14 protein-coding genes are annotated in these 19747 nt (G+C 39.9%); 5 read left to right on the forward strand and 9 right to left on the reverse strand.

Features of this window, described 5'->3' with window-relative positions; all coding sequences use genetic code 11:
• Window positions 1-14 precede the first annotated feature (14 nt).
• Window positions 15-1340, reverse strand: a complete 1326-nt coding sequence (locus tag B4Z47_RS12700; protein ID WP_286727390.1) for an IPT/TIG domain-containing protein — start codon at window positions 1338-1340, stop codon at window positions 15-17.
• Between the two features lie 1260 nt (window positions 1341-2600).
• On the opposite strand from B4Z47_RS12700, the gene B4Z47_RS12705 reads away from it, so the two are divergent.
• From B4Z47_RS12705 to B4Z47_RS12715, 3 genes are all read left to right on the forward strand, one after another.
• Window positions 2601-3617, forward strand: coding sequence for a helix-turn-helix domain-containing protein (locus B4Z47_RS12705; RefSeq protein ID WP_070567275.1), 1017 nt, complete (start codon window positions 2601-2603; stop codon window positions 3615-3617).
• 287 nt (window positions 3618-3904) lie between these two features.
• Window positions 3905-4138 (forward strand): hypothetical protein, encoded by a 234-nt coding sequence (locus B4Z47_RS12710; protein WP_139145028.1) that lies wholly within the window; start codon window positions 3905-3907, stop codon window positions 4136-4138.
• Window positions 4139-4261: 123 nt separating this feature from the next.
• Window positions 4262-4624: a hypothetical protein gene (locus B4Z47_RS12715; protein ID WP_070567277.1), complete on the forward strand. Its 363-nt coding sequence runs from the start codon at window positions 4262-4264 to the stop codon at window positions 4622-4624.
• A 57-nt stretch (window positions 4625-4681) separates the two neighbouring features.
• On the opposite strand, the gene B4Z47_RS12720 is transcribed toward B4Z47_RS12715, so the two are convergent.
• Genes B4Z47_RS12720 through B4Z47_RS12730 form a run of 3 tightly spaced genes read right to left on the reverse strand, consistent with a single transcriptional unit; the run spans window position 4682 to window position 10254 of the window.
• Entirely contained in the window at window positions 4682-6052 is a 1371-nt protein-coding gene (locus tag B4Z47_RS12720) for a RagB/SusD family nutrient uptake outer membrane protein (RefSeq protein ID WP_070567280.1), read from the reverse strand.
• Window positions 6053-6067: 15 nt separating this feature from the next.
• Entirely contained in the window at window positions 6068-9277 is a 3210-nt protein-coding gene (locus tag B4Z47_RS12725) for a SusC/RagA family TonB-linked outer membrane protein (RefSeq protein WP_167450453.1), read from the reverse strand.
• Entirely contained in the window at window positions 9274-10254 is a 981-nt protein-coding gene (locus B4Z47_RS12730; RefSeq protein ID WP_112374241.1) for a TlpA family protein disulfide reductase, read from the reverse strand. Before B4Z47_RS12730 ends, B4Z47_RS12725 begins: the two co-directional genes overlap by 4 nt.
• 1151 nt (window positions 10255-11405) lie before the next feature.
• Between B4Z47_RS12730 and B4Z47_RS12735 the strand changes: the two genes are divergently transcribed.
• Window positions 11406-11678, forward strand: a complete 273-nt coding sequence (locus B4Z47_RS12735) for a helix-turn-helix transcriptional regulator (protein ID WP_070567287.1) — start codon at window positions 11406-11408, stop codon at window positions 11676-11678.
• A gap of 446 nt (window positions 11679-12124) precedes the next feature.
• On the opposite strand, the gene B4Z47_RS12740 is transcribed toward B4Z47_RS12735, so the two are convergent.
• Complete coding sequence (locus tag B4Z47_RS12740; protein ID WP_070567291.1) at window positions 12125-12355, reverse strand: hypothetical protein; 231 nt, start codon at window positions 12353-12355, stop codon at window positions 12125-12127.
• Between the two features lie 48 nt (window positions 12356-12403).
• Window positions 12404-12985, reverse strand: a complete 582-nt coding sequence (locus tag B4Z47_RS12745; protein ID WP_115047619.1) for a PD-(D/E)XK nuclease family transposase — start codon at window positions 12983-12985, stop codon at window positions 12404-12406.
• Between the two features lie 174 nt (window positions 12986-13159).
• Here B4Z47_RS12745 and B4Z47_RS12750 point away from each other — a divergent pair, with 174 nt between their 5' ends.
• On the forward strand, window positions 13160-14359 hold the full coding sequence (locus B4Z47_RS12750) for a hypothetical protein (protein ID WP_236560145.1): 1200 nt from the start codon (window positions 13160-13162) through the stop codon (window positions 14357-14359).
• A gap of 161 nt (window positions 14360-14520) precedes the next feature.
• On the opposite strand, the gene B4Z47_RS12755 is transcribed toward B4Z47_RS12750, so the two are convergent.
• The 3 genes from B4Z47_RS12755 to B4Z47_RS12765 all read right to left on the reverse strand — a co-directional run bounded on the left by B4Z47_RS12755 (window position 14521) and on the right by B4Z47_RS12765 (window position 19373).
• Entirely contained in the window at window positions 14521-14958 is a 438-nt protein-coding gene (locus tag B4Z47_RS12755) for a hypothetical protein (RefSeq protein WP_115047617.1), read from the reverse strand.
• Window positions 14959-15063: 105 nt separating this feature from the next.
• Entirely contained in the window at window positions 15064-16521 is a 1458-nt protein-coding gene (locus tag B4Z47_RS12760) for a hypothetical protein (protein ID WP_070567296.1), read from the reverse strand.
• Between the two features lie 83 nt (window positions 16522-16604).
• Window positions 16605-19373, reverse strand: coding sequence for a TonB-dependent receptor (locus B4Z47_RS12765; RefSeq protein ID WP_236560144.1), 2769 nt, complete (start codon window positions 19371-19373; stop codon window positions 16605-16607).
• Window positions 19374-19747: the final 374 nt, after the last annotated feature.

A 19747-nucleotide genomic window follows, 5' to 3' on the forward strand; every position in this document is an offset into this window, starting at 1 on the left:
AATAAGTAGGTTAATTATTCGATAACTAATTTACGGATGCGCGCATTGCTCCAATCGGCGATATAGATATCGCCCTGATCATTCACCGCAACTCCCCAAGGTTGGTTGAACTGCGACTCTACAGGCCCACCGTCTTTATAACCAGCTTTAGTCGGTTGTCCGGCAACAGTAGAAACAATTCCATCAGCCGATAGCATACGGATACAGTGATTACCATAATCGGCAATAAACATATTTCCGGTCTTGTCAAATTTGATATCCTTTGGATAATTGAAAATTGCATCTTTAACGGGGCCGTCGCGAAATCCCGACCCACCCGGTGCATTGATACGTTTGAAGCCTTCGTTGATATGTTCAGGACGTAGGTCTAATACAGAAATTCCTTGTGCAAACGTGTTCGGGCTAGCGTTTGAGTGTAACGTAATATACAACTCCCAAGGTTTTGCTGGATTAATAGCCTGTCCATATTGTGAACCATAAGGCCCTTTGTGCACGATCGTCGCAGCATATGTCACCGGATCTATTTTAGCGATATGACCATCACGGAAGCGTGTATATAAATGGCCATCGTAGGGGCAAAAAGTCACAAAGTTGGCATATCTATCCGCCTGAACAATTTTGCCGTAATCAGCTGCTGAGAACTGTGCATTCCGCTGGCGAAGTGTCCAAGCTTCTCTTGGATCAAAGGAAAAAAACACTTCCGCAACCGACTCGTGCGAAACTGTCATAATACCTGTTTCCCGATCCACTGTCACCCCGTTGGCATAAGGGTTTGGTGAGGATGCAGCTGAATATAAAGGGGTAACGATATTTTCCTTTTCGTTGATACGCGCTATCCCAAATGATCCACCATCACGCCAGGTCATAAATAGGTTGCCTTGCGCGTCCATATCTAGGTATTTGCCATAGACATGTGCCTGATCGAGTGTACCTGCTAAAAAGTTCTTATCCCCTGTACCGGTAACTGTACTGACCTGCGCCTGGATATGATAAGTAAATGATTTATCATAAATCAATGAATCTTTACCGATGACAACCGAAATTTTGGGATCATCACCAGGAAGACGTGGCACAATAGCATAAATACGTTCTCCACTTGAGGAGACTACTGCAGCCCGTGCATTATTAAAATACACTTTGATCTTATTTGGATCGGATCCAAAGTTTTGACCATCTAATAAGATTTTATCCTTAGCTCCGCCTTCTGCAGGATAGAAAGAAGAGAGCACGACCGGTTTATTGGGATCATGCTCACCTTGCCTTGTTGCAACATCTTCTTTACAATAAGAAAAAAACAGCAACGATAACAAAGAGAATGTTAATTGATTATATTTTTTCATAATAATTTTGGTTAAACAAATCTATAACTGGTTCTGACTTGAGATCGAATACAATTCAGAAAAACAAACAAAACAAATATTTCAAAACAAACAAAACAAATGTATTTCTTAAAAATTGAAAGAATAAGAAATAAACAACACAAGTTAAAACAGGTATAAGATTTAGATTAAAACGCTGCAAAACTAACAAACAAGACCACAAAAACTACCATAACAATGATTACCATATTGTTAACATTGTTTTAATTTAAAAATAAGTAGTTAGTTTCATATTTAAGAAAAAAAAACAAAAAGAAACATCACCAAAACAAAACGAAACAACATTATTGTAACATCTCAATTCACAGTTTACGCAGATACTAAGACAAACCGTGGTGTTTTCTTTCACTTCCCATATTTTGGGGATTTTTGCGGGACATTAAAAAAAACAAAAAAATTGGCAGTTAAATGATGATATCGCAACTAGTTCATCCTTTTTCATAAATCCTTCGTACCTGCCTCGCCCCTTATTCGGAGGCCGCCCGCTTCTTCTCCACTGTTTCCCTACTCCTTCCCTACTGATTATGTAGGCAATATGTAGATAATCTGTAGGAAATATGTAGGCGCATTCCGAAGATGGCACGAACCAGACACGAAAAAATGGTGAATAAAGGGGAGAGAAAAAGAGCATAATGATTAGCCAATTTTCGGCCACCATATGGCCGCTTTTCGGCCAAAAAACCTTCCATATCCTTGAACTGGTAACAGTTAAAAATTCAGGAAAATGAAAAAAAATCTAGCGCCATACAGCCATTGTTCAGTGCGAGCATGTCCTAGTCTTGTCCTAATTTCTCCAAAAGTGTCCTTATTTCGCAAGAGGTGCGAGCATTCCCACTAAAATCCAGTATTATGTATTTTGAAAACTAGTGGGCTAGTACGGAAAATGTACAACTCTTTCTCCAGATTTGGACAACTTTTAACCTTATATACTCGATATATTTGGGATCAATTCAGCAGTGACAGGAAGTAGTGTCGATCAATTGAGAAGTAATGCAGTTGATTTAGGAATTAATTCTACAATATAAAACAATCACAAATTCTATGTTTGAATTCACTCATCCATTAGCTGGGATTTAGGCGTAGTCAATAAATAACAGTCAAACCGAGCTATAAAATAGCAAAAATATATTAAATAAACATGTGCTGGACGGTAGTATTTAGTAAATAAATTATAAATACTTTTCCATACCGTAAAAGTTGAAAAATAAACCACGATCAATTATGAAGAAGACCTTCAAATTTATATTACCAAAAGTAGCTTATTTCGAGGACGAAAAACACCCATTTCTCACCCAATTACCTGGTGCCAAGCGTAATCTATATGAGGATCCTTCTATCCAGCTTGTAGAGGAATACATAGATTACCGGCAGACCATATTATATCGGCTACAGGCCCATGTGCCCACTGATTGTATCGTGCAACTTAAAACAAACAGGCCAGACTTTCACCTGATTTATACCAAGAACGCGACGGACGATATTATCGTTCAAAAACATGGTACCAAAAACGAAATAGTACTTCCCCATAGACATAGTACTTTTACCTACATTCCGCGCAGTAAATTCGATATACTGCTAAAGCCCGGGAATTACCTGGTCTACGGGCTATTGATTGATATCGGCCTGGTGCGGGACATCATCTACCATCACGGCCACTTTCTATCCGAATTAAAAAATGCCAGAAAAAGGGATAAATCCAGTCTTTACCAGACCGCCTTATGGCCGATCAAAGAGCTGACTGATTACCAGCTCAACCGCATTGAAACAATCTTTTTCAACTATAGCAAACAAAACGAAGCAAAGGTTGTCGAGCAGATTTACCAGTTATTTGATATCGCCGAATCAAAACAATTTGCATTCTATGAGAAACTGAGCGAAAGTGAAATACTGGCCAGAAAAGCTAGAACAATGATCCATGATATCGTCAACCAAGGTTTTCAGGAAGTGAATATAAGCCTGATTGCCACTATCCTAAGCGTTTCTGATGCCCACCTGACGCGCTGCCATAAACGCCATTACAGACAGACTCTTTTACAGTATAGGGACGAAATACTCCTTCCGCTGGCAAAAGAAAGATTGCTTTCGACTTATAGTATTGGCGAAGTAGCCAATTTTTGCGGATTTAAATACCCAAGTGGTTTCTCCAAATATTTTGAAAAACGGGTAGGCCTGTATCCCTCCGATTATATTGAACTCCATCGTAATCCCGACAATGACAAAAATGAATACATCATATGATCAAAAATGGATAAATGAATTCACCGAGGCTGCCTTACCTTTGAAATACGCTTAAAGAACGAAAAGCAAAAGAGATGGCAGGCGTACAAGTGCCATGCGATCCCCGTCTTTCCCGACTGGGAGTCCAGCTATCTTCGGTACGTCTGCGAAAGGTTGGGAGGAGATAGCTGGAGCAAAATAAAATAGGGACGCGGGTACAGCGATAAAGTGCAAAACAACACAGAGGGCAGGCCGCACCCAGGATGTGCCGCTGCGCTACAGGTTATGGATAGGTAAAATGAACGAAGATGAAAAGTCTACAAACAGTAAAAACGAAAATCAGCCAGCTAGGCCTGCAGATCAGGTCGGGGCTCCAGTCCTTAGGGATCCTACTGTTTGGGCAGTTTGTCCTTCGATTCAGGTATAGAGCCATTCTTTGGTTCAGCACACTGCGCTATGCTCCTATCTGTCTATCCTTGGCCCTAAAGAGAGTCGCAAGCAAGATGTTGTATCCGCGTAAGTTTGCACTGTTCCCGAGTTAGCTGGCTTCTCGGCTTCCAGGAAGCTGGCCGACCATACAATAGGAACCCTCGATTGCATAACTGTGAGGCAAAACCGATGTGCAAAATGATTACCAACAGAATTTCAAATTAAAACATTACACCATGATAACGTTAAAATCAAAAATCATAGCTGGATTTACAGCATTAATACTATTATTCGGAGCTTTCTATATTGTGAGAGCGAACCAGAACAAAACGGAGCCTACTGTAGCACCAAAGATGCTTGCAACGCAATGGTTTGAATTTATCGGGTCTTCATCGGATTCCCCGACCGATCCAACTAAGTATCGGCTCATAGAAGAAGATGAACCGATGCCGACCTGTAACCCAGGGGATCAGGTATGTGCACTACGGGCACCTGTAGATTTAAACGGGCAGCCCGATATAGACAGCACATTGCAGAATGAAATACAGACTGCGACTTCAAACGAGCAACATTCGGCAAACGTACGGGTGAGGGAATAATCTGACTACTCCTGAAAAAGAGAGGAAAGACTGATTGTTTTTCCTCTCTTTTTACTGTCAATTCTGAGTGAGCGACCCATTATCAATCACTTCATCAGGTAGTTTATACAGATACCTGACCACATCGGACGGCTTCATTGTATATGTTTTCCCTTCGGCGGTCCTGGTCATTGTTTCCACCTGTTCACCGAGTAGGATATACCTTCTGATATCTGACCACCGCTGTCCCCTAAATATCAGTTCCCTTTGACGTTCCTTTTTTATGTATTCCAGTGCCCTCCTTTGGTCTGTAAACACTACGGGTTTAAAGTCATCTGTGGAAAAACGCCCTGCCCGAACCAAATCGATGTCTTTTGCCGCATCGTTCAGCCTGTTTTGGCGGATATTCGCCTCCGCACGGATAAGGTACATTTCGGCCGTCGTTGTCCCGCAAAATAACTGGGAGGAATTTAAACCATTATAATTTCCCTTAAAGAGGATTTCCCCGAGGTTGTTCAGGGAGAAAAATGCCACTTTCCTCAGATCCCCCTTTTCATAATTGTCATATTCAAGCATGTTTACCCGTCTCCTTGAAGGCGCAAGGGCTACGCCGCCGTTCATGGCTACGTCGAAAATCACTTCCTTATTCCATTTGGAAAAAGGAAGACTCGCGGTAGCGGTTATTTCCGTTCCATAGTCCATAACTTCTGACCGGATCATCAGGGCGGAATCCGCGTACCGTCCAGCAGTTTCAAATTCGGACATGACCAGGTATATTCTGGCCAGTTCTGCATAGGATGCCGCTTTTGAAGGTCTTGTCGGGATATCGGTTCTGTCCGGCAATAACCCAATGGATGTTTTCAGGTCAGTGATGATAAAATCATAGCATTGACGGACAGTACTTCTTGAGATCTGTTCATCCAGGGATGGCTCAGTCCGTAAGACCACTCCAAGCTGGGCATTGCTCCCCGAAGGATCATAAGGAAGGGAAAATACCTGCAGCAGGTTGAAGAGCTGGTGCGCCCTATAAAAAAGGGCTGCCCCCCGAAGCGTATTCACCTCCGCTTCATCACTGGTGGCCGTTTTTATAGAAGGCAGGTATTTTAGTACCGTATTGGCATACAAGATCGCCTGATAGGGGCCGGTCCATTGGCTGGCCACGGGACTATACGGTTGCCAGAGATAAAGCAGCCTATCTCTTTCGTTGGTCATTCCTGCCCACGAAGTTTCATTTAGGTAGTAACTGTCACAGGCTGTTTCCCCAAGGCCTGTTGTGGCAAAGTTCATTACCACCTCGCTGTTGCCAAGCAGGCCCCGCAGGTCCTGCAGGCTGCTGGGAATGGAGAAACTGTCATCAGGTTTTAAGTCAAGATATCGGGAGCAGCCTGAGAGGACGCATGCTACAAGGCTAATAATTGCGCCACTTTTTAAAAATTTAAGTTTTTTCATTGTTTTCTACGTGTTTTAAAATCCAATCTTAAACCCTCCCGTTAGTGTCAGCGGAGGTGCTATCGCACCGTTGGATACGGGGTCTATCCCTTCTTTGTTCGCTGTCCAGATCAGCCCCATATTTGTACCCATGAGAAATAGTTCCAATGACCTTATCCGCTGTCTTGCGATGTTGGAGAAACGGTAGGAAAGCCTGATATCCTGTAGCCGGATATGGTCTCCCCGCCTGACAAGAACTTCGCTGAGGCTATAGAAAGTTTCCCGGTCTGTATTCAGGGGATAGTACATTGCTGGTACATCGGTGTGCAGTTCATCACCTGTCTTTTTCCATCGTATGGAAATATCTGAATGCCCTGACCAGTTGCTGAAAAAGGAAGAATAGTTGATGCTGTTCTTTCTGAAAAAGTAAACAAATTGCCCTAAGACGGTGAATGCAAACTCCAGGTTCCTGTAGCCTATCCTGTTCCGGTAGGATGCCGTTAGCCGGGGTACACTTGAGCCATGATATACCAGATCATCCAGATCCGTGTTTCTGATTATATTTTGATAATTGATCGAAGGTTCTCCATTTTCGAATCCCCTTGGAGCTCCCTGATCAGCTGTTAATCCGTCCCAGCGGAAGCTGGTCAGCATATTTCGGTCCTTTCCCACAAAATACCCGGCATACATCGCCTGATTGGTCACAGCCAATATCCTACCATGATATTTTTCCAGGGTGGTCCTGTTGTACCCGGTCCGTAATACCCCGTTCCATGACCAGTTGCGGCTGCTTATAGCCGTCGAGACGGTGAGGTCTAATCCCTGGCCTTTGAGTTCCGCGGAATTCATTGTCACGGAGGAGGTACCCAGTGTTGGATCGACAAGAGCGAAACCGATCAGGTCGAGCGATTTCTTTCTGTAATAATCAAATGTAAAATCCAGTCTTTTATTCCACATTTTCCATTCTATGCCTGCATTGAAAGTTTGAACTCTCTCCCAGCGCAGCCCCGGATTCTGCAAGGACAGGATATTGGTAAACGGCTGGTTCGAATAAAAATCCAGATAATTGGCCTGTTGGAGTACAAGTTCAGCAGGGATACTTGCATCCACATTTCCGCTATAGCCGAAGGAAGAACGTATTTTAAGATAATTCACCGCATCGGAATGATAGAATGGTTCCCCCGATATTTCCCATCCACCGCCCAGGGACCAAAGCGGGGACCATTTATTTCTTGTGTCCACGCCGAATATATTGGAGGCATCGCTTCTGGCACTGGCAGACAGAAAATACCGGTCGGCAAAGCTGTAATTTACAGTTGAGTAGATGGATACATATCTATTTGCCGTTCTTCCTGTCCCCAGCCCATTTGGTATATAACCTTTACCGCCGATGGCGGGGAACAGGGGATATGTGTTGGCAAAATCGACTGGCGAAAAAGTATTCCTGTCTGCCTGGACCCCATAAGTTCGGTAGGATGAATTGCTGTTATTGATTTCCCTTACCTCGGCCCCGGCTATCCCCTGAAGGCGGTGCCCCCTGCCCAGCTGCCTGTCGATGTCCAGCTGGGTCCGGAGGGAATAGCCCCATAGTTTGGCATTGCTTCTGTCCTGTATGCCACCATCAGGTATCCCATAGGTCGTCTTGCCTCCGTTTATGGCTGTAAAGCGGTTGTACAGGTTCCGGGTATAATAACTGTTTTCTTCCAGTAATGACGAGGATTCTGTTAGGGCACGGTTCAGCTGCGACTGAAGGGTGAACCGTAGGCCTTTAGCTAAGTCGTAACCCAGATCAAGCCCCGCGACAATCTGCTGATTTTCTGACCTGCTACCGGTTCTTTCGAGCTCATCCAGGGGGACAAAATTCCAATTCCTGGATACCAGCCCCTGATTTTGGTCGATAAACGTTCTGTCATAGTCCGTGTAGAGTATGTCATTAACCCCGTCGCTGTTTTTCAATTGTGCATATGGATAGAGTTCTTTGTTGTTGACCTTGATGTGGCCGTAGCCTACCATATTGGAAGTGTTATACATGGTGCCCGTGATCCTGCTAAAAGAAAGGTCTGTCGAAAGGGTCAGTTTTGATACCGGCCTGTAGGTCTGGCTAAATCTGGCCGTGATCCTATCCTGGCCGTTTGTTGGCATACTATAGGTATTTTTATTGTAACCGAGCGAAAAAGAATAGCTTACCTTATCCCCGCCTCCACGCAGGCCTATGGAAGAGCTGCTTTCAATAGCATTTCTGTAAACAAAGTTCAGAAAATCATTTCTTACGTCAATTCCCCGCAGTACTCCTAATCGTTCCTCGAGCTCCTTTTCGCTGATTTCCTGTTTCTGTTGCTGAATGAGAAGCTTTACGACTGGCGTGATCACCGGCTTTTTGCTGTCATTGATCTGTGTACCATAAAAACCTTTTTCAAAAAGAAACCTCTCCATGTCAATAAAATCACTGGACGAGGCGGTCTGGCGCGAGAACAGGTCCGGTTTTCTCGAAACCATCAAGCTGGAGGAAACATCTACGAAAAGAGGCTGGTTCAGTTTGCCTTTTTTTGTTGTGATGACCAGTACACCATTTCCGGCCCGTACACCCCAGATTGAGGCGGCGGCAGCGTCCTTTAGCACGGTAACTGTTTCTATATCCTGGGGATTGATATTTTCAAGCGTGCCCTCAAAAGGGAAGTTATCCACAACGATCAGGGGAAAGGTCTGGCCTATAAGGCTGGACTGTCCCCTAATGGTGAGGTTGGGCTGTTGCGCCGCTCCATTAAAATTATAGCCGGTCCTATCCGTATAGGCACCTGAAATAAGACCATCTATCCTGTCAAGTAGGTTTCCCGATGTATTATACTGTATTTCCCGCTCGCTGATCGTTGCTACGGAGCCGGTAGAAGCCCTTCTGTCAATACGCTGATATCCGGTGTTGATCTTCACTTCCTCCAGCGTGTTTGACCTTGGGAGCAATTCAACAGAAATATATTGCGCGTTTCCCAATAAAATCGGTCGGGATACCGGTACATATTGCACATCCCTGATCAGGATCGTGTCTTGGCCACGGGCAGTCGGCACAAGGGTAAAATTACCTGTAAGGTCTGATGATGTCGACACATTGTTCCCTTTAAGCATAATGGTTGCGCCCCGGATAGGTCTTCCGTTGGATTTATCCACTATCTTTCCTGAAATTGTGATATTGGTCTGCGCAGATAATGAGCTCCACAATATCAGCAGCAGGAGTGTTGTCCATATTTTCAAAGCAGCCCCCCTTTCTTTTGAGTATTGACCTGTTTTCGGCTTTGGATATTTCCGGCTGCTTTGGAGCTTATTGTTGACCAGTCATCGGCTTGTGCCTTTATTATGTTTTCAACGTCAAGATATTTGGCAGATGTGATTGCCCTGATCTTATTGCCCTTGATCCATACAATATGCGGTACAGACTGTACTCCGAAATAATAGGTCAGAACGAAATCTTCGGCTACAGAGAAGGGCTTGTAGTCCTTGAACCAATATAAAATGGTCTTTGAATGTTCGATTTCGTCGGTAGTTTGCGCAGTAACAGGTATCACGGAAACGGATGCTGGCAGTTCTATTTCTTTTAGCTTTCGCAGTGAATTCAGGCAGCTTCCGCACCAGGTTGCCCAAAAGTCCAGTACAATGAGTTCCTGCTTTCCAAAATCATTCAATGTAATCCTTTGTTTTCCGTCTGGGTGGTTTACAGTCAGTAGGTGGAGCCCCCACAATGCGTCTGGAATGGTATCTCCGATCTGTAATGGCTTGATGCTATTTAGCCCATCCGCCCCGCTGTCTTGGCGGAGCGTCTGAGCAGATAAACCAAACATATAAAACATAAGAGCTAATAAGATAAACGCTCTTATGTTCTTCAATGCCTTAAAAGAAAAATATAAATATTGAAAAACTATAGCTGTAAGCAGAAGCAATCCCCTACCAACTCCTGACCAACTTCGCCCTTTCCGCGGGTTTTCATCGAGTCGGCTGCGGAATTTCAGTGGGTCACACCGATGAAAACCCGATGCCAATTCGAAGCGAATAGCATAAAAGGCAGAAGAAAGGCCGGTATTAACTGGGAAAAAGTCCAAAGCCAGTAGGCGTACTTTTTTCAGCACTCGGCCAGTACCCTTACAATAGGATCTGCTCGAGTATCTGGCCAGTGCTTGGCAGATGTAGGTATTTATATTTATCTTGACTAGCGTCAATAATTTTAACGTATTCATAATTTGTTTGTTATTGGTTATTTCGATAACCGACTGAAAAAATCAGCGATTTTTTTGCTCAATTCCAGTTCTTTTTCTATAAGCTCGTCTGCTTCCGATTACAGCTCAGCTTTAGTAATATCTAGTTTACGATGATTGACGATACAGTATACGATCAACAGACGATACACTGCAATTGCAAACTCCTGCATTTCTTCATCTTTCAAAAGCTGACGCCTTTCTACTCCATCATCAACATAAGCACTCAACAGCACTAGGATATTAGCAGATATCGCATTTAAGGCATACCGATCTCAGAATATTTCGATCTCCTTTATAGAGCCATAATCGACCTTGTGGACATCGTAAATCATCCAATCAAAAGCAAATTGTAGCACCAAAATCCTTTTCATTTTTCAGTTTGTAAATCCGTAACCCAAAGTACATAAGATCCCCTTTCCGATCGAAATCAGCTTTTTTGAGGCCTGATCATACTCAGGTCAGTTTGACAATAATTTAATTAATTCAGTAAGCCAGATCGCGTTTGAATGAGGGGTCACACAGGTAAATATATTGGCGTTACGCGATCAATGACTAAAAGAGACCAAATAGTATTTGGCAGAGCCAGCCGAGCTATTCGGGAGCTGTGATGATGTTTTTTTGTAATTGCTTCCGAAAAACAAAAGCACCGATAAAATCACATTTTTGTAATGTTAATTGGTGCTTTATTTTTTTGATTTTATTTCTCATAATTCGTCAAATTAAAACGAACTCAAAGAAATAGTCAAAAATGGATGACTACTTGCTTGTCGTAGCAGCAGAGGCTCTGGCGGAACCTTTACTCATTACCCTAGGAAATAACTTTCAGTACCATTATTAAAAAATAATGGGTGATGCCAAAGATCAAGCAAGCGCCATCCTACCCTAGGAATATTTTCCAAAGATAGGATAAATTGACGCATTACTCACCCTCCATATCACAATAATCGCCAGATCCTGCTACGAGAGTTCGCTATTAAGTTTAGTTTAATTCCTACTTTTTATTTTTTACCATTAAATTCAGATAATTATATTTAACCACCACAAATATATAAAATCATTTAAATAACTCCAAATAAAACGTATCGTTTTATGGAGTGGTGTTTTACCTACAGCTTCCGTTCTTTTATAGAATGGAACATAAAAACAATAATAATATACTAGTTCTTGATGTTGAACAAAAACTAATTGGCCTGCGTTTCAAGCAAATAAGAAAAACCATGGGCTATTCTAGTCATGAGAACTTTGCTTATGATTACAATCTTGACAGAGCTCAATACGGAAAAATCGAAGCGGGATCGTCCAACATGACACTAAAGGTTTTCATTAAACATCTAAATGCCATTGGTTATTCCTTTCCAGAGTTTTTTAATGAAGATTATGACTCAATAAAATTAGATTCTTAAAAGCAAGGTGAAAATTTATAAAATCATGAATCTTCAATCGTAGTAAGTGTCGCTGGATTCTTATCCAGCACACGGCGTTGATCTGCAAGACGTTGATCTTGATAAAGTCCAGAAATTTACGAATAAAGTAAATGCGGCAGTTGGAAAATTTAAAGACGCTCAAGCTGATCGATTAGGAAAATCATGTTACCAGCGCGGCCCTTTTTTATTCGGGAAAGCTATATTGGCTATAATGTCCACGTAGGCCGGCTGAAAACACCATCTTTTATCATCGATGACCGAAATGTTTAATAATGCTCTTTTTAATGTTATTGAAGATGCAATGCGTTTTTGAAAAACTAAATGAAATCAACATGATACAATCCAAGATTATTCAGACCATCTGTATCAAACGAAAAAGCCATCCTCTAAAGAATGGCTCTATAATATTTTATAAGCAAAAAATCCTATTTCAGCTCCTCCACCTGTTCGACAGTCAGTCTTAAAGCTTTAGCAATATCTTCTACAGCTACAACAATTTTCTTAAATTCTAACGCTGATTTAAGCTTTTCAGCTAATTTCTCAGCTTCGGCTTTGGCACGCTCTTCCAATCGGCCTTTCTCCATACCCTCCTTTTCAGCATACGCAATTGTAGCATTATAGACACGTTTCTGTTCTAAGCTTGATATGTATGACATCTTCTCTTCCAGCGTTAAATTTGCCAGTTCTCCTATAGCAAAACTAAGCTAAATTTCAATACGAAAGAAATTTAGCGATCTCTCATCCGCTTTATACATATTATTAAGTCGGATGAAAATACGCGATAACATTCTTTTATCCAAATACTTAGATGATCCGTCCAGCTCATCCAGATGCTTCATCAGGTACATCCATTGATCTATGATTGTATCCAACCTGGACAGTGGCTTAATGAAATTGGGCAAGACAAACATCTTATAGCTCAGCTTGGGATAAAGAACTTCTTGGTCAAGTTCATCAAAGATCTTGGCACTGTAATAATATTTCGCCCTGTTCAATGGATCAAGCCGAAACCCCAGTACGGCAATAAAATATACCGGTGGCAGCTCATAATTATTTCCCGCAGTTGCTTTCTTGGTCAAGCGACTAATCGTTCGGGAGGTATAGCTTACCCCACGGTCAAAAATCACTTTCCGATCATACGGCAAATCGCCGTCTTCTTCAACATTGCTGTAACTGAGATCCTCGACCACATGCTCTCCCTCAAGCAGACTATTTAACAAATTGATTAAATTCTCTTTATTTTCCTCCCGTCCAAAATATAGCTTCCAGCCAAAATCAGAAAGCATACTAATGTATTTTGATGTTTTAGTAAAAAACACTCACAAATGAATCATATCCACAATATTTAGTAGAAATAACAGACTTATTGCAATCCCAAAAACATTATTCAATAATCGGTATAAAAAGCAACTACAATTTGTTAAATTTACATTACATTAATGTTATCAATTTGTTAATAATTGAATATCAAAGGATACTATATTGCGTTTTTAACCATTTTATTTTGGTTAACCTACAGTCCAAAACTCGTTAGGGCGCAGCATCATGATTTCGATTTTTATGATGGCAAAGTATCTATTGATATTCCATCGTCCTTTAATATTCCATTCAATGACAGCCTAACAATAGCTCACATACAAAAATTCTATCAAATAGCTGATCAAACTAATTACATACAGCTTATAAATAGCCTTCTCGAATACAAAGATGAACATCATCTAAATGATTGGGTATATTATCAGCTGATTCGCCGCACCGCACAACAGATTGCTCCCAAAACGGAAAATTACACCCGCTACACATTATATAAATGGTTTTTAATGTGTAAATCTGGTTATGATGCTCGTTTGGCTGTGGGTAGTAATCAGATCATATTTTTCATTCAGAACAAAGAAGATATCTCTGATATTCCCTTTTTTGAAATTGATGGCAAGAAATACACCTGTTTAAACTTCCATGACTATGGAAAGCTCTTTCAACGCGCAGACACCTATATTCCTGTTAAAATTAAAGTACCAGAAGCTATCGAAGATTTCAGTTACAAAATCACAAAATTACCTGATTTTGTACCCGCAAATTATAAGGAGAAGCAAATTGAGTTCAATTATGGACATAAAGCCTACCATTTTAATGTCAAGTTGAATGAAGATATCAGTGATCTTTTTAAAAACTATCCTGGCGTAGATTTTGAAACTTATTTCAATATTCCACTTAGCAAAGAGACTTATCAATCACTGATTCCTGCGCTCAAGGAAAATTTAAAAGGAAAAAATCAGCAGGAAGGTGTCGATTATTTAATGCGGTTCACCCGCTATGCATTCTTGTATGAAAATGACGAAGAGAATTTCGGGACCGAGAAACGTCTTTCTGCAGAACAAACGCTATTGAATAAATACAGTGACTGTGACGATCGTGTTGCCTTGTTTTTTTACCTGGTAAAGGAAATCTACAATCTACCGATGATCACCCTGCTCTATCCCACCCATGTAACGATGGCCGTCCAATTTGAACATCCTATCGGTGATGCTATTTTGTACAATGGAAAATATTATTCTGTCTGTGAGCCTACTCCTCAAGCGCAAACACTGGATATAGGTCAATTGTCTGAAGAGCTTAAAAATCAGTCTTATCAGATTGTATATCACTACGATCCGAGATGAGACAGCCCTTTTCAAAGGTCCCACGGAATTAATTAAAATATCAACAAGTTTACTCTGTTGGTATTCTAATTGATAATCGGAATTTTACATCGCTATCCTAAAATTTCAGTAGAATCAAAGCTTACGGTAGAAAATATATCATCAAGTAAGCTTTATATGTTCTAAAGTTTGCTTATAAAATCAAGTACATCTGTATATTTCCCATCTGTACGCTGCCCTGCAATTGTTACCGTATTTTTTTTACCTTCGGATTTTACTGTAATCACATAGTCTGCTCCATCTACACAACGTGCACACTCGTCAATTTTGGTGTTCATTAAATCATACGTTTCGACATATGACGATAACTTTCTAAAAGTGTCTTCACTGGTTTTGTAGCTTTTATCTTTTACAGTTTGAGGATTGCCAGTGGTTCCAGCGGGATACTTTACCTCTGTCTTATTTTGATCGACAGTAATATTTACAAATTCGCCCCAACCAGAAATTCCTTTTATTTCTACTTTAAGTCCAGAAGTTGAAGGATCATTGATATCATTCGATTTTTTACACCCAAAAAGGAGGAAAGCACCCATTAAAACCAAATAGATTGTTCGTTTCATAATTTAGAATTTATTTTATTTGACTATTTAACGAATTATTTAAAATATATGCTACATAAAAAATCCCGCCAAGGCGGGATTTTTCATCTATTTACTAAACTATAATTATTTTACTTTTCCAGGAGTGGTATATGCCAAGTTCTGTGGATCATAATGAGCCCAACCACTTGTCCAATCCGTCGTACCAAAAGCACCTTTATAAGCCACCTTCTCAAAGAAACTTCCCGACACCTTAGCATTGGTAAAACTTGCTCCACTAGCAGCAGCGGATCCAGATAACACTTGGAAATTTGGAGTGTTGCTTGTATTTGAAAAATCTGAACCAAAGTTATAAGGGGCTACGAACAGTTCAGATGCATATTTACCATTTTCGAAAACATTTTTAGCACGTATAAGTGTAGAGACAGCCGCAGCATTTGTAGCTGAGCTAACTTTTAAATCAGCGTCTTTAGAACCATATACCAAATTATTTTCAAAAACTGCATTTCCACTTAAGAAATTATTCGAAGTCGAATTTGCTGTGATTACCTTTGTATCATCAACATATAATCCAGCCAAAGGAAAGCCTGAAATAACGGAGTTTAAAATGCTGATAGAAGAGTTCCGACGCACTTGAGCACCATGTTGGAAGTTCGCATTAAAAGATCCTCCAGCCTTTTGAATTGGGCCTAGAATTGTCACGTTAGAAAATACAGCAGAAGTTTTTGGAGTTTGGTCGGTCCCTGTAGCGTTGTTATCAGATTCAAAACCATTAGAGCCTGATTGATCTGCAACAGTAGGTACACGTTGTGCTAATGCAAATTGAACATTACCAGAATACCCAAAATCTGTATCAAAATCATCATCCCAAGTACCTACAGCTAAAAGATGCTTCGCATTTACTGTTCCGCCAAACCATTCAAAGGCGTCATCGCCTGAGCGATAGATCTGAATATATTCCAATGTTGTACCATTTCCAACACCACCCATTGTCAATCCATTAATTTCATTATCTACAGAATACGCGATACCGCCATATTCGATACGGACATATTTCATTACACCAGAGTTATCTGCAGCATCAGAACCGCCATAATAAATATAATTTTTTTCATCCTTACCTGTCGGTGCAGCAAGACCACCTTCGATCTTAACATCGGTACCTTGGTTAACTGGCGCTTTACCTAAAAGGATTACTCCCCCCCAATCTCCCTGAGAACGAGCTCCCGCAGCTAAATTAGATGTAAATACAATAGGCTTATCAGCTGTACCTGTTGCATTAATTTTTGAACCTCGTGTAATTGTCAATGTTGCTTTTGAAGCTTTATCTCCTTTAATAATAGTTCCTGGTTCAATCGTTAAAGTGGCACCGTTACTGACATATACGAATCCTTTTAAAACATAGATTTTATTTGATGTCCAAGTTGTATTACTAGTTATCTCGCCTGAGATTTCTACGACATTCTCATTTCCAGGATTTGTTGGAGTTTCTGTTCCACCTCCATTATCCGTAATTGTTGTTTCTTTACAAGCTCCAGCCAATAATAATGCTGACAGGGATAAGAATAAGAATCTTTTTTTCATTTTTTAAGTTTTAAAAATCTTGATACAAAAAAATACTTTAGATATGTCCTTATATTTAAAGTAATATTAAGTTTATATTACTATTAAAATGTATAATTAAATGATACTGAATAATTTCCACCAGTCTTATAACGATATAGAATTTCCTTAGCTTTATTATCAAAATATACGTTTACAGGATTATTCAAAATATCACCCAAATTGACTTTTACCTCTGCTTTATTATTCATCAATTTGTAGCCGACTTGTGCATCTAATACATTACGAGGTGCTTCGTAAGCGCTCGCAAATGTGATTCCTCCTGCTTGCGCTATTCGCTTACCAATGCGGTTAAAAAGAACATTAACATTCAATTTATTACCCAATGCGCTATGTTGCAATCCTGCATTGATAGTATAAGGTGATTGTCCAACCATAGGTCGAGTTTTCTCTTTATAGTCCTGATCAGTCGGATTAGTCACCTTCGAATGCACATAAGAAAGATTTAAATATGCGGTTGTGTTAGAAAACAGTTGATTTTCACTGACAAAATCCAATTTCTTTCTTGCCTCTAACTCAGCTCCATATAAGGTTGCTTTCGGTGTATTGAAATAGGAAACATCAACTGTCGAATTTACATCATAGCGAGATGCTTCAATAGCATCTGTAAACTGTTTATAGAATGCAGAGACCGAAAAGATTTCGCCAGCTTTGGGATATATTTCAAATCTCAAATCCGCATTATTGATTGCGCTTCGTTTTAGTTTTGTATTCCCGGAAATAGTTCCGAATTGCTCGTAATCATAATAACTAAATGGTGCTAATTCTCGTAATTCAGGACGAGCAATTGTTCGATAATAGGAAGCCCTAAGATTTGTCTTACTATTTAAACTATAAGTCATATTAATTGACGGCAAAAAGTCTAGTTTTGTATCATCAACATCCTTTTTGTCTGTGTCAATTTGAACATTATAATTTTCAACACGCAAACCATAGACTATGCGAAACTTATCCATAAACTTTTGGTCCATCATCGCGTACCCAAATCCTGTCATTGATTTTGCAGTATAGAAGTCACCAGGCATTTGGATTTCATCATATTTAAAGTAGTTTTTATCGATCAAATCTGCAGCAAATATTTTATCTGGAGAAAGTTCACGTATTTGATCAGCTAATTTTGAATCCATCTTAATTACATCTAAGACAAGGCCAACAAAACGCGCATCAAAATCACGATGACGATAATTCGCTCCAGCACCAACTTTCAATGTACTTGGTGCAGATAAAAAATTTATTGGTCTAGCATAGTTTAACTCACCAGAGAAAACATTTTCATTAAGATCAGAAAACAAACGCGTATTCTCTTTACTAGGACTGGTAATATTAGCCAAATAAGGAACTGTAGAATCATTTTCTTTATCAATCGCTTTTGCATAATTGATTTTCATCTGATTCGGTTGATTGTTTTTAATGTTGCTATATGATGCTGTCCATTTAATTCTATCATTTAGATCCGAAAGTACATGATCGCCTTCCAAGGTTGACTTGAACAATGATTTTTGCAAAATATCAAAAGCATAGAATTTATTTACTGATGTCGTTCCAAGATGTGTTCCTGTCCGCTCAGTATACACGTTATCATAATTTCGATTATATAAATTTTTCCAGGAGATTTTATTCTTTCCAAAAGAATAACCGAAATTAGCCATTGCTCCCAAATTCGTTGTAAACTTATATTGATTGTCTTTATAATCGTATTGATACCAGTTACGTTCAATATTTGACAAAATATTTTGGGAATTCCGATAATTAACAGAAAATAGCGCACCAAATTTATTGTTATTCTCATATTGCTTTACTCGACCCAAAGAAAATTGATAAGCTTGTGAAGGAAGGGCCTTCTTATTTTCAACTGAAAAATCATTCGACAATGATTTCATCGTTAAACGTTGCCACTTTTGCGACAGACCAGCAGCGAATGCTTCTCGCGAAGGATAGTTCTTAGCCAACTGACTTGATCCATCATCAAAACCTAAATAATTTTGAACGTTCTTTTTAGTTTGTAAAAAATCTTTAAATGTCGACGCAGTATTATAACCATATCCCAAGCCGAAAGAGACAAAATTTTGATCAGGAATATCTTTTGTTGTAATCTGTACAGCTCCCCCTGCAAAATCCGCTGGTAAATCTGGAGTAGCTGTTTTTGAGATCGTAATTTTATCAATAAGATTCGAAGGAATAATATCAAATGAAAATGCGCGACGATTGGCTTCTGTACTTGGTAATACCGAGCCATCCATCATAGCAACATTATAGCGGTCACTCAAACCGCGAATAATGACAAACTTATTATCTTGAATTGTCGTACCACTGACACGACGTAATGCTTCGGATGTATTTTTATCTGGCGATCTTCTGATCTGCTCACTTGAAATACCATCAGAAATCAATGCGCTATTTTTTTGTTGCGAATATAATGCACCGATAGATTCTTTCTTAAAAGATCCTGTAACCACAACTTGATCTAACACCTGTCCTTCTGAATTATCAAGAACGATATCTAAATTGGTCAAATCATTCGCTTTAATCTCAACCTCGGTAACTTGCTTTGTCGAGTAACCAATGTAAATATATTCTACAGTATATTTACCTGCCGGTAAAGCTGGAATACTGTACTTTCCGGATACATCAGAGCTTCCGCCCCTTGATGTTCCTAAAATACGCACAGTTACACCAGTGATTGTTTCACCAGTTTTACTATTCGTAATAGTCCCCATTAACTTCCCACTACTTTGTGCATAAACTGTTGTTGACGCAGCTACTGCTAGCGTTACGACTGCAGCGATTCTTCTAAGTTGTAATTGTGGTTCCAATTTATTTGTTTTTTGTTTCTGCAAAGCTATTAGCAGAATATTAGATTAACATTAACAACAAATTACCATTACATCAATCAGCTGTTAATTTAATGTTACCTATAGCCAGTTTTCCTCGATTTTCAGTAAAAAAGGCTGTTTATGGCCGATTTGCGTAGTATTTGGGCAGTCTCCAAAGAGATTATATTAAAGAAGTGTAATAAAATTATTAAGCCCTTAATTTATTAACACAATAGGTTATTTTTCTAATTTATACCTTAATGAATGCCATGTAACGGGTTTACATAGCGACCTGGTACTGCTAGTTGAAAGCGAACAATCATCTTCCATTGCAGCTGTTAACTCACCGCAGTAAATTGCTTTTTATATGCAAT

This window comes from Sphingobacterium sp. UBA2610, assembly GCF_002339225.1.
Classification (GTDB): Bacteria; Bacteroidota; Bacteroidia; order Sphingobacteriales; family Sphingobacteriaceae; genus Sphingobacterium; species Sphingobacterium multivorum.

Coding starts and splice junctions, on each gene's coding strand:
- B4Z47_RS12700 (WP_286727390.1), bottom strand. CDS start 1,340: ATGAAAAAATATAATCAATTAACATTCTCTTTGTTATCGTTGCTGTTT.
- B4Z47_RS12705 (WP_070567275.1), top strand. CDS start 2,601: ATGAAGAAGACCTTCAAATTTATATTACCAAAAGTAGCTTATTTCGAG.
- B4Z47_RS12710 (WP_139145028.1), top strand. CDS start 3,905: ATGAAAAGTCTACAAACAGTAAAAACGAAAATCAGCCAGCTAGGCCTG.
- B4Z47_RS12715 (WP_070567277.1), top strand. CDS start 4,262: ATGATAACGTTAAAATCAAAAATCATAGCTGGATTTACAGCATTAATA.
- B4Z47_RS12720 (WP_070567280.1), bottom strand. CDS start 6,052: ATGAAAAAACTTAAATTTTTAAAAAGTGGCGCAATTATTAGCCTTGTA.
- B4Z47_RS12730 (WP_112374241.1), bottom strand. CDS start 10,254: ATGAATACGTTAAAATTATTGACGCTAGTCAAGATAAATATAAATACC.
- B4Z47_RS12735 (WP_070567287.1), top strand. CDS start 11,406: ATGGAACATAAAAACAATAATAATATACTAGTTCTTGATGTTGAACAA.
- B4Z47_RS12740 (WP_070567291.1), bottom strand. CDS start 12,355: ATGTCATACATATCAAGCTTAGAACAGAAACGTGTCTATAATGCTACA.
- B4Z47_RS12745 (WP_115047619.1), bottom strand. CDS start 12,985: ATGCTTTCTGATTTTGGCTGGAAGCTATATTTTGGACGGGAGGAAAAT.
- B4Z47_RS12755 (WP_115047617.1), bottom strand. CDS start 14,958: ATGAAACGAACAATCTATTTGGTTTTAATGGGTGCTTTCCTCCTTTTT.
- B4Z47_RS12760 (WP_070567296.1), bottom strand. CDS start 16,521: ATGAAAAAAAGATTCTTATTCTTATCCCTGTCAGCATTATTATTGGCT.